We start from the raw sequence: 12,566 nt of genomic DNA, 5'->3' as shown, positions 1-12,566 counted from the left end.
ATGAAAAAAATAATAACCTTATCCATTGTATTTTTACTTAGTTTTATTGTGTTTTGTATTATTAAGTTACCTGCAGCGGTGGCCATTGACCTAGCAAAACCTTATTTTCCTAAGCAACTTGAAGTAGGGCAAAGTGTTGGCACTATTTGGCAAGGGCAAATGATGCAAGTGCGCTACCAAGGTGAGCAATTAAATAATGTACGTTGGGATGTTGCCGGGTGGGCATTATTTACCGGTAAGTTAAATGCCAATGTAAAATTTGGTGACCCACGTGAGCGCAGTGATATATCGGGTTATGCAGATGTGAGCTTTGGTTTATTTAATAAGCAAGTGAAAGTAACCAATGGATTAGTGCGCTCAACAGTTGAAAGAGCGATGCAACGCATACAACTTCCGTTACCTGTAACCGCTAAAGGTCGTGTGATCTTGGAATTGGCAGAGTATACATCGGGCGCACCTTATTGTGAGTCACTGCAAGGCGAGATAGCGAGCCCTAATATTGACGTACAAGGTTTGAACGGTTGGTTTAATATAGGCCCGCTTGGTGGTAACCTAAGCTGTAAATCGGGCGACATAGCCATACTTATCGACCCAGATAACACCTTAGGGCTTGAAGCTGATGCAACCCTAAAAGCTAATTTTGACTTTAAAGTATCAGGCTATGTAAAGCCCGATGCCACGTTGCCAAAAGATGTACATGATGCGGTTAAGTTTTTAGGTCGTCCAGATAATCAAGGCCGTTACCCGCTCAACTTTTAATGTTTAATATAAAGAGTTTTAATGCAATTACCCCAATTTACTGAGCAGCACGCTAAGCAGCTCAGCACATTTTTAGACACCCAGTCTCAAGCGATGACGCTAACGCAAAGCCAAGGTTATTTATTTGGCGTAATTTGCTCTCCTGAGCCTCTAGACGTACATGAGTGGATGGCAGCAATTTTGCCTAATACAGCTAATAATGTAGATGAAGAAATGCTATTTTTATTTATGGCGTTATACCATCAAATTAGTGAGCAAGTATTTGAAGTAGGCTATAAATTACCAGCACAATATAATTACGAATTTTGCAGTAATTGGAGCGCAGGCTTTGTAACTGCAACAACGTCATATACTCAAAAGTTATTAAGCTCAACCACATTAGAGGCAGAATATAAACAAGCCCTCGAAAGCGCTCAAGCCACATTAAGCTTTTTTGCACTTGATGAGCAAACTATTAGCCAAATAGCGTTACAAAACAGTATTGATGAGCAGTTACTTTGCCAGCAGCAGTATGAGCTAATGGGCGACTTTGCGCTAGGCTTTGCAGAGCTCGTGGAAATAGTCGCGCTTAATAGTGGCTTGTATACTGATGAAGGCTGGGAAGAGTAGTTTAGTTTAGGCGCTGTAATGAGTTGAGCTCAAAATATAGCAGTGGAATAAATTTAAGCGCCTAGCTCTAATATAATATCAGTGCAGCCTTGCTTGCACTTAATCAGCCCTTTACCCGGCTCGCTGGTGGCTAAGTCGAGTGTTAAAACCCCATTACATTTTTCGCACTTTAGCGTTTTACCCTGCGTGAGTTTTTTAAGCATATTACGTTGCTGGTGAAATGAGTCGCTGGCTTTTTTATTTAATCCAGAAAAGTCCATTATTTACCTCGCATGTGTTCTAGTGAGCCGGATACTATTTTACATACAGTATTTAACCGCTCATCATAAAAATATAGGTTTAAGTCGCGTTCACGGCAGTAGCGTAAGTGAAATAATCTTATTGAGTCATCGGTAGTAAATGTTTTTTCGGTGTACTCACGCTCAGATTCAGACAGCGTTAACTGCGCACTAATTTTGTTTTTAGTCATACTGGCAGTAGGGCTGCGATTCACTTTGCTTGCATCACTTAAAAAGTCAATACCATCGTTAAATAACCGCTCACGAGGCTCTTTCACCAAAGGGTGATCGACTGTGAAAAAGGCGAGGACTACTATTACCAAAATAATAAATTTTTTCATAGTTGGGTAAACTTTGATCCAAATAACATAAAATGATGCTGCAGTGTAATAAAATGCATTTGAAAAGCAAGTAACTAAAGTGAATAAATTATTAGCGATCTATGCCAGTAATTTTAGCCAATGTTGTTATAATAGCTAACAGCAGTTAGATATTTCTGAAATATCTGAAAGTATTCAAGTCTTGTTATAAATATTATACGTAATAAGTACGTTATTACACTATAAGGTAAACCTTGAATATAGCTGAATTTTTATTTCCAAGCGGTGTTGAGGAACTTCGATGGACAAACAAATTAAAGTAAAAAATATACCAGTTGAAGTAAAGATTCAAAAGCCGGATCTTAGCGGGCAACAGGATCGGTTTAATCCACGTAATCGTATTTACGTGCGTGCTGTTAATGGCTTGCACCAACTTCTTAGGCAGCGAATTGGCTTTTTAGGTCTGTTGGCATTTATGCTGCTACCTTGGATAAATTTTAATGGTGAGCAGGCCGTTTTATTTGATTTAATAGGTCAAAAATACAATATTTTTGGTTTAACTCTGTGGCCGCAAGACTTTACCATACTCGCCTTTATTTTTATGTTGGCCGCATTTGCTTTGTTTTTGGTCACTACATTTTATGGACGAGTGTGGTGTGGTTATACCTGCCCACAAACAGTGTGGACCTTTACCTTTATTTGGTTTGAAGAAAAGTTTGAAGGTACGGCAAACCAACGTAAAAAGCTCGACCAACGAGCAATGGACTTTGATAAGTTTTGGCGCAAAACCGCTAAGCACACCAGTTGGATTTTGTTTTCTTTATATACAGCAATTACATTTGTTGGTTACTTTACCCCTATTCGTGAGCTACTCCCTGACTTTGTTACCTTTAATGCCGGTAGCTATGCCTTAATGAGTATTATCTTTTTTGCTGCTTGTACATACGGTAATGCTGGGTGGATGCGCGAAATTATGTGTTTACATATTTGCCCATACTCACGTTTTCAGTCAGCCATGTTTGATAAAGATACCTATACAGTATCGTATGATGAAAAACGCGGTGAAAGCCGTGGCCCACGCTCGCGCAAAGTGGCACACCAAGATTTAGAAATAGGCGACTGTATTGACTGTAATTTATGCGTGCAAGTATGCCCAACCGGCATAGACATTCGTAATGGCTTACAAGCAGAGTGTATTAACTGTGGCGCTTGTATTGATGCATGTGATGGGGTGATGGATAAAATGAATTATCCACGCGGACTTATTTCTTATACCACTGAGCGAAACTTAGAAACGCCAGAGAATAAAACCAACCCACTGCGGGCAAAAATTATTGGTTATATAGTGATCCTGGTTATTTTAACCAGTGCCTTGGTTGCCAATATTGCGCTGCGTAAAACGATGGAATTTGATATTATTCGCGATCGTAATCAGTTATATAGGGTTGATTTTGAAGGGTTGGTAGAAAACACCTACACCTTAAAAGTGATCAACAAAGCGCAGTATGAGCAAACCTTTACAATTAAAGTGCAAGGGCTCGATAACTTTAAGTACATAGGTAAACAAACGTTTAGAGTTAACGCAGGGCAATCGCACAATGTGCCTTTATCACTGGTTATGGATCCGTATGACTTAAAAGCGCCAATGACAGAATTTAACTTTGTGCTATCGCCGGTAGGCGAGCCCGACAATCAAATATCACAGTCGAGTAACTTTTTTAAAGCGCGGTAAAGTTTAACAAAAAGCGGGGTGTTCCCCGCTTTTATTTTATATAAGAAGTGTATGAGTAAATTTAGCTTTATTGATTTAACCCCAGATCTAATTCTTGATGCCATAGAAAGTGTTGGTATTTATGTTGAGTCTGGTTTATTGGCATTAAATAGTTACGAAAATAGAGTGTATCAATTTGTAGCAGAAGGCGGAAAACGCTACGTTGTTAAGTTTTATCGTCCAGAGCGTTGGAGCGAGGAGCAAATACAAGAAGAGCATGACTTTGCCTTTGAGTTAGCAGAGGCCGAAGTACCGATTGTTGCGCCAATGGAATATAACGGGCAAAGCTTATTTGAACACCAAGGCTATTTATTTACTTTATTTCCAAGTGTTGGCGGGCGTTTATTTGAAGTCGATAACTTAGATCAACTTGATGTACTAGGGCGCTTAATTGGCAGAATGCATCAAGTTGCTAAAACAAAACCATTTACACAAAGGCCCACCCTAACCTGCGAAGAGTACTTACATACAGCAAAAGTTCATCTGCAAAAAAGTAACTTAGTACCTATGGGATTAGAAACTGCTTTTTATACCATTTTAGATTTGGTTATTAAGCAGGCTCAAACACAGTATACCAATGTAAAAACGATACGTTTGCATGGGGATTGCCATGCTGGCAATATATTATGGGCAGGCGATGCGTTAATGTTTGTTGATTTAGATGATAGTCGCCAGGGGCCACCCATTCAGGATCTATGGATGATGCTAAGTGGCGATCGACAAACGCAGCTGTTACAGTTAGATACCTTAGTAACCGCCTATGAAGAATTTTGTGATTTTGATCACTCGCAGCTTAAGTTGATCGAACCACTTCGAGCTATGCGTATCATCCATTATATGGGGTGGGTTGCAAAACGATGGAGCGATCCGGCTTTTGTGCGGAACTTTTCATGGTTTGCAGATGACAAATACTGGGAGCAACAAATTTTAGCACTTAAAGAGCAGCTTGCCGCATTGCAAGAAGCACCGTTAAAATTATTGCCATAACATTTTATTCAAAAATATGTACAACGAGAGACTAATGCTTAAAAAATTAAAACTGAGCCTACTACTTCTTTGTCTACCTTTTGCAGCACTTGCAGCAAACTTTGAAGTAGGTAATCAATATACAGTTATCGATATCGAAAAAAGTACTACACCACAAGTTACCGAATACTTTTCGTTTTATTGCCCGCATTGTTTCAAGTTTGAACCGGTTGCACACGCAATTGAAGAAAACCTACCTACAGGTGCGGTGTTTATAAAAAATCACGTTAACTTTTTAGGCGGCGTGTCGCCACAAACACAAAGTAACTTGAGCCTAGCGTATTTAGTTGCTAAAAAGCACGGGCAAGCTGATACTATTACAGACAAGATTTTTAAAAGTATTCATGTTCAGCGCGCACCACTGACTGAAATTAAAGATTTAAAAAAATTATTAGATATAAATGGCATTAGTAGCGATACGTTTGATCAAGATATTGCCAGTATGCCAATTATTGCAGCTGAACAAGCAATGCAAGATAAACAAAATAAATACTCAAAATTAGGTGCGTTAACAGGCGTTCCTACTTTTATTGTAAACGACAAATATAAAATCAATCTAAATACCATCAAGAGCCAAGAAGAGCTTGATGAGTTAGTTTCATTTTTACTCGCACTATAAATTTTTGGAGCCATATAATAATGATAAAATTAGTTAAAGCAGGTTTGCTTGCTGTATTACTACCTTTTGCTGCAACAAGTTTTGCAGCAACCTTTGAGGAAGGTGTGCATTATGAGGTTGTGTCTGAGCGCGCAACTAAAAAACCAGAAGTGAAAGAGTTTTTCTCATTTTACTGTCCTGCATGTAATAACATGGAGCCACTGGTAGCCGAAATTAAACCAATGCTTGATAAAGGCGTAAAGTTTAAAAAGAGCCACGTTGATTTTGTTGGCGTACGCGATACCGAGCATCAACAAATGATCAGCCAAGCGTTAGCAACGGCTGAAGTGTTACCACAAAAAGATAAAATTATTGCGGCTATCTTTAGCCACATTCATACCAAGCGCGCAAATTTTAATGAGCTAGCCGACGTAAAAGATGTGTTTGTAGCCCAAGGCGTTGATGGCGATAAGTTCGATAAGTTATTTAAAAGCTTTTCGGTACGTACATTAAGCTCAAAAATGAAGCGCGACCAAGACTACTTTAAAGAGAAAGGTGCATTGCGTGGCGTACCTACTTTTATCGTAAATGGTAAGTACAAACTACTTCTAGGCCGCGAATCGGGTATTAGCGAACCAGCAGATATCACTAAATTAATTAACTACTTGGCAAGCAAGTAAAGTTAATCCCATAAAAAAAGCTCCTAAGGAGCTTTTTTTATGGGTAATTTTTAGCTGGTAATTTTAAATATTCTTTTTTTGTAAAAATACACCCGACTCAATATGGTGCGTATAAGGGAATTGATCAAAAATCGCAAAGCGTTTAACTTCATGGGTGCGGGTTAAGTGATCAAGGTCGCGCTCTAGTGTCTCTGGGTTACACGAAATATAAATAATACTTTCGTAATTTGCTACTAAGTCACACGTTAGAGTATCCATACCGGCACGTGGCGGATCAACTAAAATGGTTTGACAATTGTAGCTGTTTAAATCTATACCTTCTAAGCGAGAAAAACTACGCTCGCCATTCATGGCTTGAGTAAACTCTTCGCTCGACATACGAATAATATCTAAATTGGCAACTTTGTTTTGCGCTATATTGTACTGCGCTGAGTGTACCGACGACTTTGATATTTCGGTTGCCAGCACTTTATTAAACGAACCCGCTAACGCAATAGAAAAGTTACCGTTGCCACAATAAAGTTCAAGTAAATCATTTTTAAGTGGCTTACATAAGTCTTGCGCCCACTCTAGCATTTTAATATTTACTTTGGCATTTGGCTGGGTAAAGCTGTTTTCTACCTGCTGATATATTAGTTCTTGGCCATTCACGTTTAAGCGTTCGGTAACGTAGTCATCACCAAGCATTTCTTTTTGTTTGCGGGCACGGCCAATAAAGTCAATTTTATACTTATTGCTTAACTTTTCTTTAAGCGCGTTAATTTCACTCAGCCAATGCTCATCAAGTGGCTTGTGATATAACAGACTCACTAAAATCTCACCGCTTAGCGTAGATAAGTAATCAATCTGAAATAGTTTACGACGCAAAATTTCACACGACTTTAAATTATCAATCATTACTTGCATCACTTCACCTACCAAAGGAGCGGCAGGGTCAAAGCTATCAACGCGAATTTTGTCTTTAGTTTGTTGATCAAACATTATATGAAACAGATCGTCACCATCGTGCCATACTCTAAACTCAGCGCGTTGGCGGTAGCTAATCGGCTCTGAGCTAAATACCTCAAGTTTATCCACACCAAAACGTTGAAATTGGGCAGCAATACGCTGTTCTTTTTCGCTTAACTGCGCATCGTACTGTGAGGTGTCTATTTTAATAACTGCCATTAACGCTATAACCTTATCTTTGAGAGCTGTTTATCGGCGCTATTGTAGGGAGCGAGATGTATTTGTCTAGTTTTGATGAAATATATATTGGTTTTTTTTTGAGCATCTAGCTACAGAAATAACTTACAGTGCCGATAAGTAAGGCAAGCATAGATAGGAGTCGGATCATGAAAATCGGTAACTTTGGCTTTGTTCCAAACCACAATATTAATAAATACGGTAATAAAGGGGCTTTACAGCAACCTACAATACAGTCGCCTCAAGATAACTATCAGCAGCGCGGTAAAGAACTTGCTGCCAAAGTGCTCGGTGACAAAATGGCTCAAGCTCTTGGCTTACCGATAAGTGAGCCGAAAAAAGATAAACCGCTTTTTGATTTTGATGAAATCGTTAAAAATGTTTTAGACTTCGTTACCAGTGCAGTACGTAAAGCAAAAGCCAATGGTGCCGACGATGAAAAACTCAAAGGTATGTTAGGTGATGCTCGAAAAGGTGTGCAAATAGGGATTGATGACGCGGTTGATGAATTAAAAGGCAATGGCGTGTTTAACGACGATATCGCACAGGGTATTAATAAATCTAAAGAAGGCATATTTAATGGCCTGGACAAATTTGAAGACGATTTATTTAATCCTAAACCCGCCAGTGTCTCTGTTAGCCAAGCTCAGTATGCAAGTTTAAGTAACAAAGCAGAATATAAATTTACTACCGCCGAAGGAGACGAAGTGAGTATTAGTTTTGCTGATGCTTATGAGTCACAATCAGCCAGTCGTTATCAGCAAAATGGGAATAGTGAATCTTTTGTAAGTGAGTCGTCGCAGTCTCGTGAGTTGTCATTTTCTATGTCGGTTAATGGCGATTTAAATGAGAATGAACAAAAGGCGATTAATGAGCTAATGGCTGACTTACAAAGTGTAAGTAGCACCTTTTTCAGTGGAGACTTAGACAAAGCATTTGAAGAGGCGCAAGCACTAAGCTTAGGCAACGAACAGCTGGTGGCTTTTTCAATGGATTTACGACAAACCAAAACAGTCGCTACAGTTAAAGGTTACGAAGAGTACAAGCCAGTTCCTGAAAAAGCAGTAGCTGATAAATTAGCGCCGTTTAACGACGACTTAAAAGCTGTGTTTAATAAAGCCACAGAGCTGGGCATACAAAACCAGTTATCGGGTATTGTGCAGTGGTTAAATCAAGATCAAGCAGAAATAGATAAATTGGTAGATTACACCAAAGCTATGTTCGAAAACCTTAATCAATTAAATGCAGCAACGGACGAGCTAGCCAATCAACAATAGTTGTACCACTAAACTACTTTCTTTTATAAAAATCACATGGCAAACTGCCGTTCTTAACTTAGAGTAAGGACAGTAGTTTGTCAGCGCACATAATGGTTTTTGATTCAGGTATTGGTGGTACTACGGTACTTGAACATATTCAGCAAAGTATTCCAGATGCGCAATACAGCTATTTTATGGATAATGCGCTATTGCCATACGGCGCTCAGTCACAGCAAACGATTATTAACCGCTTATGCGCACTCATTCACTTTATTAACCAGCAAGCGCTTAATGTAGATTTAATTGTTATTGCATGTAACACCGCCTCTACTTCTGCGCTTGGGGCAGTGCGCCAAATTACTACTATTCCTATAGTGGGGGTGGTACCGGCGATAAAACCTGCTGCGCAACTTACACAATCTAAACATATCGGCCTACTGGCAACTCCAGCAACTATATCAAGTCCCTATACGCGCACACTCATACAAGAACATACCAACAATATAGCAGTTAGCTTATATAGTAGCGTTGAACTAGTTACTTTAGCCGAGCGTCTGTTTTTTGAACAAAGTTTAGATACAACTAAACTGCACCAAGAACTCGATCGTTTAAACATAGATCAGTCTATAGATGTATTAGTATTAGGCTGTACGCATTTTCCTATTTTGGCAGAGCCGATTAGTCAGTACTTTAATAGGAAAGTGCAGCTACTTGATTCAGGTGCAGCGATTGCTAAGCGAGTTCATTACTTAATTAGCCAGCTTAATTTAACGAATAACAATATTGCAGATACAAAAAAGCCGCTGCAATATTATGCAACGGCTAGTGTGAGTAGTAAGTTAGCTGTAAAGCTAGTTACACTGATTGATCCGGCTCAGAACGAAGAGCGTTAGAATCATCTTCTTGTTTTTGTTTTGCTTCACGTACCTTTAAGGTACGTTGTTGGAACTCGCTATCGTTTAACTGCGCTATTGCATTGTCGGCATCAGCTTGCGCCATTTCAACAAAACCAAAGCCACGACGCTTACCTGTATTTTTGTCCTTTAATAAGCGAACGTTGAACACTTTGCCTTGCTCTTCAAATAAAGCACGTACCACACCTTCGTTTGCACGATAAGGAAGGTTACCAACATAAAGCGTTTTGGTTTTTACTTCGGCTTCTACTACACCGTCAGACGACATCGCAGCAATAACAATACCACCAATGAGCAAACCAACAGCAAATTGTAGTGCAGGGTCTAACTCTAGGCTTTCAAGTGCGAACTTAACTATAACAAAACCAACAACAGCAAGAATAACTGAGAGGATAAAAGATTTTTGATCGGGTAATTTCATTTTGATCTACCAATAAACAGGAAATAAACATTAATTTAACATTGTGAACTTGCTATCTTAACGCCTTAATTCAACATAGCAATAAAATTTATAGTAAATAATATAAAACAGGGTGAAAAAGCATCGTTTTATACATGTTTTTATCATGTTTCACTTGCTATCGATTACATTTTGTTCGAACAGTAAAAAGATCTAAAAAAAGGCTTGATCTGTTTTCGGATCTCCCTATAATGCGACCCCACTGAGAAGGGAAACGCCGAAGCATAGCAAGGCAGCAACTACTCAGAGAGTTAAATAAAACTTCGGTTTTAAATCTTCCAAAAAGAAAGTTTAAAACAAAGTGTTGACTCGAAAAATAAAGGATGTATTATACGCATCCCTTGAGACGCTAAAGCGACTCAAAACGTTCTTTAACAATATAAAGCAATCATCTGTGTGGGCACTCGTACAGATTGAGTTCTAACAGCCAAGCTTAGTTCGCTAAGTAAGGCAAACAAATTAGAGTCTCAATTGAAAACTGAGTGACCAACAGAAGTAACTTATTTATAAGTTGCTTCGGCACAGTCAATTCAATATCGAAAGATATTAAAATAAATTCAGAATTCATTGAGCTGTCGAAAGACATAAAACTTTTTAATTGAAGAGTTTGATCATGGCTCAGATTGAACGCTGGCGGCAGGCCTAACACATGCAAGTCGAGCGGTAACAGAAAGTAGCTTGCTACTTTGCTGACGAGCGGCGGACGGGTGAGTAATGCTTGGGAACATGCCTTGAGGTGGGGGACAACAGTTGGAAACGACTGCTAATACCGCATAATGTCTACGGACCAAAGGGGGCTTCGGCTCTCGCCTTTAGATTGGCCCAAGTGGGATTAGCTAGTTGGTGAGGTAATGGCTCACCAAGGCGACGATCCCTAGCTGGTTTGAGAGGATGATCAGCCACACTGGGACTGAGACACGGCCCAGACTCCTACGGGAGGCAGCAGTGGGGAATATTGCACAATGGGCGCAAGCCTGATGCAGCCATGCCGCGTGTGTGAAGAAGGCCTTCGGGTTGTAAAGCACTTTCAGTCAGGAGGAAAGGTTAGTAGTTAATACCTGCTAGCTGTGACGTTACTGACAGAAGAAGCACCGGCTAACTCCGTGCCAGCAGCCGCGGTAATACGGAGGGTGCGAGCGTTAATCGGAATTACTGGGCGTAAAGCGTACGCAGGCGGTTTGTTAAGCGAGATGTGAAAGCCCCGGGCTCAACCTGGGAACTGCATTTCGAACTGGCAAACTAGAGTGTGATAGAGGGTGGTAGAATTTCAGGTGTAGCGGTGAAATGCGTAGAGATCTGAAGGAATACCGATGGCGAAGGCAGCCACCTGGGTCAACACTGACGCTCATGTACGAAAGCGTGGGGAGCAAACGGGATTAGATACCCCGGTAGTCCACGCCGTAAACGATGTCTACTAGAAGCTCGGAGCCTCGGTTCTGTTTTTCAAAGCTAACGCATTAAGTAGACCGCCTGGGGAGTACGGCCGCAAGGTTAAAACTCAAATGAATTGACGGGGGCCCGCACAAGCGGTGGAGCATGTGGTTTAATTCGATGCAACGCGAAGAACCTTACCTACACTTGACATACAGAGAACTTACCAGAGATGGTTTGGTGCCTTCGGGAACTCTGATACAGGTGCTGCATGGCTGTCGTCAGCTCGTGTTGTGAGATGTTGGGTTAAGTCCCGCAACGAGCGCAACCCCTATCCTTAGTTGCTAGCAGGTAATGCTGAGAACTCTAAGGAGACTGCCGGTGATAAACCGGAGGAAGGTGGGGACGACGTCAAGTCATCATGGCCCTTACGTGTAGGGCTACACACGTGCTACAATGGCGCATACAGAGTGCTGCGAACTCGCGAGAGTAAGCGAATCACTTAAAGTGCGTCGTAGTCCGGATTGGAGTCTGCAACTCGACTCCATGAAGTCGGAATCGCTAGTAATCGCGTATCAGAATGACGCGGTGAATACGTTCCCGGGCCTTGTACACACCGCCCGTCACACCATGGGAGTGGGTTGCTCCAGAAGTAGATAGTCTAACCCTCGGGAGGACGTTTACCACGGAGTGATTCATGACTGGGGTGAAGTCGTAACAAGGTAGCCCTAGGGGAACCTGGGGCTGGATCACCTCCTTATACGATTTAGAACTTATTTGTTCGTAGTGTCCACACAGATGATTGTTAATTGTAAAGAGAACAACACTTATTGTTTGGGTCTGTAGCTCAGCTGGTTAGAGCGCACCCCTGATAAGGGTGAGGTCGGTAGTTCAAATCTACTCAGACCCACCACTTTACTCCCATACATCGTTATGGAATATCTCGTTTAGTAAACTAAACGTCGATTTCCCACGCCTTGTCTGGAAGAAAAGTCGGTATACAAACAGTAAGACCAGCATATGTGGGGCTATAGCTCAGCTGGGAGAGCGCCTGCCTTGCACGCAGGAGGTCAGCAGTTCGATCCTGCTTAGCTCCACCACTTTACTTCTTAAAAATAAATATTCTTTATCGGGTCATAAACGACCTGAGAATGAAGTGTGTTTAATTTTGAGAAGTTTTTATTTCTCTTGCTCTTTAAAAATTTGGAAAAGCTGATAATAAAATTCTGATGAATACATTGTTATTTATCAAGAGTTTTCAAAAGTAAAAAAAGAATGGTAGCAGTACCATTCAGTGCCATTTAATTAACTCTTATGAGTTGATTGATTGGTATCT

12 protein-coding genes, 2 tRNA genes and 1 rRNA gene are annotated in these 12,566 nt (G+C 40.6%); 11 read left to right on the top strand and 4 right to left on the bottom strand.

Features of this window, described 5'->3' with window-relative positions; all coding sequences use genetic code 11:
- Both CIK86_RS11985 and CIK86_RS11980 read left to right on the top strand, forming a co-directional pair.
- Entirely contained in the window at window positions 1–759 is a 759-nt protein-coding gene (locus tag CIK86_RS11985) for a type II secretion system protein N (RefSeq protein WP_086996688.1), read from the top strand.
- Between the two features lie 21 nt (window positions 760–780).
- Window positions 781–1,368 carry a UPF0149 family protein gene (locus CIK86_RS11980; protein ID WP_086996685.1) on the top strand — a complete coding sequence of 196 codons (588 nt, stop codon included), beginning with the start codon at window positions 781–783 and terminating at the stop codon, window positions 1,366–1,368.
- A 53-nt stretch (window positions 1,369–1,421) separates the two neighbouring features.
- On the opposite strand, the gene CIK86_RS11975 is transcribed toward CIK86_RS11980, so the two are convergent.
- Together CIK86_RS11975 and CIK86_RS11970 are read right to left on the bottom strand one after the other, a co-directional pair.
- A complete protein-coding gene (locus CIK86_RS11975; protein WP_011326961.1) occupies window positions 1,422–1,628 on the bottom strand; it encodes a hypothetical protein in 207 nt (68 codons plus the stop codon).
- Window positions 1,628–1,987, bottom strand: a complete 360-nt coding sequence (locus CIK86_RS11970) for a hypothetical protein (RefSeq protein WP_011326962.1) — start codon at window positions 1,985–1,987, stop codon at window positions 1,628–1,630. Before CIK86_RS11970 ends, CIK86_RS11975 begins: the two co-directional genes overlap by 1 nt.
- A 280-nt stretch (window positions 1,988–2,267) precedes the next feature.
- On the opposite strand from CIK86_RS11970, the gene ccoG reads away from it, so the two are divergent.
- From ccoG to CIK86_RS11950, 4 genes are read left to right on the top strand one after another with little or no spacing between them, the layout of a single operon-like run.
- Entirely contained in the window at window positions 2,268–3,698 is a 1,431-nt protein-coding gene (ccoG, locus tag CIK86_RS11965; protein ID WP_011326963.1) for a cytochrome c oxidase accessory protein CcoG, read from the top strand.
- A gap of 51 nt (window positions 3,699–3,749) precedes the next feature.
- The gene (locus CIK86_RS11960) at window positions 3,750–4,724 is read left to right on the top strand and encodes a serine/threonine protein kinase (protein WP_086996681.1); all 975 of its coding nucleotides are present in this window, start codon (window positions 3,750–3,752) and stop codon (window positions 4,722–4,724) included.
- A 34-nt stretch (window positions 4,725–4,758) separates the two neighbouring features.
- Window positions 4,759–5,382, top strand: coding sequence for a thiol:disulfide interchange protein DsbA/DsbL (locus CIK86_RS11955; protein ID WP_086996677.1), 624 nt, complete (start codon window positions 4,759–4,761; stop codon window positions 5,380–5,382).
- 20 nt (window positions 5,383–5,402) lie between these two features.
- A complete protein-coding gene (locus CIK86_RS11950) occupies window positions 5,403–6,041 on the top strand; it encodes a thiol:disulfide interchange protein DsbA/DsbL (RefSeq protein WP_011326966.1) in 639 nt (212 codons plus the stop codon).
- Between the two features lie 63 nt (window positions 6,042–6,104).
- Here CIK86_RS11950 and trmA read toward each other — a convergent pair whose 3' ends face one another.
- Window positions 6,105–7,208, bottom strand: a complete 1,104-nt coding sequence (trmA, locus tag CIK86_RS11945) for a tRNA (uridine(54)-C5)-methyltransferase TrmA (RefSeq protein ID WP_086996674.1) — start codon at window positions 7,206–7,208, stop codon at window positions 6,105–6,107.
- Between the two features lie 167 nt (window positions 7,209–7,375).
- Between trmA and CIK86_RS11940 the strand changes: the two genes are divergently transcribed.
- The gene (locus CIK86_RS11940) at window positions 7,376–8,503 is read left to right on the top strand and encodes a DUF5610 domain-containing protein (RefSeq protein WP_011326968.1); all 1,128 of its coding nucleotides are present in this window, start codon (window positions 7,376–7,378) and stop codon (window positions 8,501–8,503) included.
- 77 nt (window positions 8,504–8,580) lie between these two features.
- Window positions 8,581–9,378 (top strand): glutamate racemase, encoded by a 798-nt coding sequence (gene murI, locus CIK86_RS11935; RefSeq protein ID WP_011326969.1) that lies wholly within the window; start codon window positions 8,581–8,583, stop codon window positions 9,376–9,378.
- On the opposite strand, the gene CIK86_RS11930 is transcribed toward murI, so the two are convergent.
- The gene (locus CIK86_RS11930) at window positions 9,341–9,820 is read right to left on the bottom strand and encodes an RNA-binding protein (protein ID WP_086996671.1); all 480 of its coding nucleotides are present in this window, start codon (window positions 9,818–9,820) and stop codon (window positions 9,341–9,343) included. The two genes, murI and CIK86_RS11930, sit on opposite strands and share 38 nt — an antisense overlap.
- Before the next feature lie 634 nt (window positions 9,821–10,454).
- Between CIK86_RS11930 and CIK86_RS11925 the strand changes: the two genes are divergently transcribed.
- The 3 genes from CIK86_RS11925 to CIK86_RS11915 all read left to right on the top strand — a co-directional run bounded on the left by CIK86_RS11925 (window position 10,455) and on the right by CIK86_RS11915 (window position 12,330).
- Window positions 10,455–11,990 (top strand): 16S ribosomal RNA (locus tag CIK86_RS11925).
- Between the two features lie 76 nt (window positions 11,991–12,066).
- Window positions 12,067–12,143: transfer RNA gene (locus CIK86_RS11920), tRNA-Ile, on the top strand.
- Between the two features lie 111 nt (window positions 12,144–12,254).
- Window positions 12,255–12,330, top strand: a tRNA-Ala gene (locus tag CIK86_RS11915).
- Window positions 12,331–12,566: the final 236 nt, after the last annotated feature.

The sequence above is a fragment of the Pseudoalteromonas sp. JB197 genome, assembly GCF_002332205.1.
Taxonomy (GTDB): Bacteria; Pseudomonadota; Gammaproteobacteria; order Enterobacterales; family Alteromonadaceae; genus Pseudoalteromonas; species Pseudoalteromonas nigrifaciens.
The sequence above is the reverse complement of the archived record's forward strand: the minus strand, read 5'-3'. Positions and strand labels throughout refer to the sequence as shown.

Bases quoted from the DNA above. Each gene is read 5' to 3' on its own strand.
- trmA (WP_086996674.1), bottom strand. From the start codon at position 7,208: ATGGCAGTTATTAAAATAGACACCTCACAGTACGATGCGCAGTTAAGC.
- CIK86_RS11970 (WP_011326962.1), bottom strand. From the start codon at position 1,987: ATGAAAAAATTTATTATTTTGGTAATAGTAGTCCTCGCCTTTTTCACA.
- CIK86_RS11960 (WP_086996681.1), top strand. From the start codon at position 3,750: ATGAGTAAATTTAGCTTTATTGATTTAACCCCAGATCTAATTCTTGAT.
- CIK86_RS11980 (WP_086996685.1), top strand. From the start codon at position 781: ATGCAATTACCCCAATTTACTGAGCAGCACGCTAAGCAGCTCAGCACA.
- CIK86_RS11975 (WP_011326961.1), bottom strand. From the start codon at position 1,628: ATGGACTTTTCTGGATTAAATAAAAAAGCCAGCGACTCATTTCACCAG.
- CIK86_RS11950 (WP_011326966.1), top strand. From the start codon at position 5,403: ATGATAAAATTAGTTAAAGCAGGTTTGCTTGCTGTATTACTACCTTTT.
- CIK86_RS11955 (WP_086996677.1), top strand. From the start codon at position 4,759: ATGCTTAAAAAATTAAAACTGAGCCTACTACTTCTTTGTCTACCTTTT.
- ccoG (WP_011326963.1), top strand. From the start codon at position 2,268: ATGGACAAACAAATTAAAGTAAAAAATATACCAGTTGAAGTAAAGATT.
- CIK86_RS11930 (WP_086996671.1), bottom strand. From the start codon at position 9,820: ATGAAATTACCCGATCAAAAATCTTTTATCCTCTCAGTTATTCTTGCT.
- CIK86_RS11985 (WP_086996688.1), top strand. From the start codon at position 1: ATGAAAAAAATAATAACCTTATCCATTGTATTTTTACTTAGTTTTATT.
- CIK86_RS11940 (WP_011326968.1), top strand. From the start codon at position 7,376: ATGAAAATCGGTAACTTTGGCTTTGTTCCAAACCACAATATTAATAAA.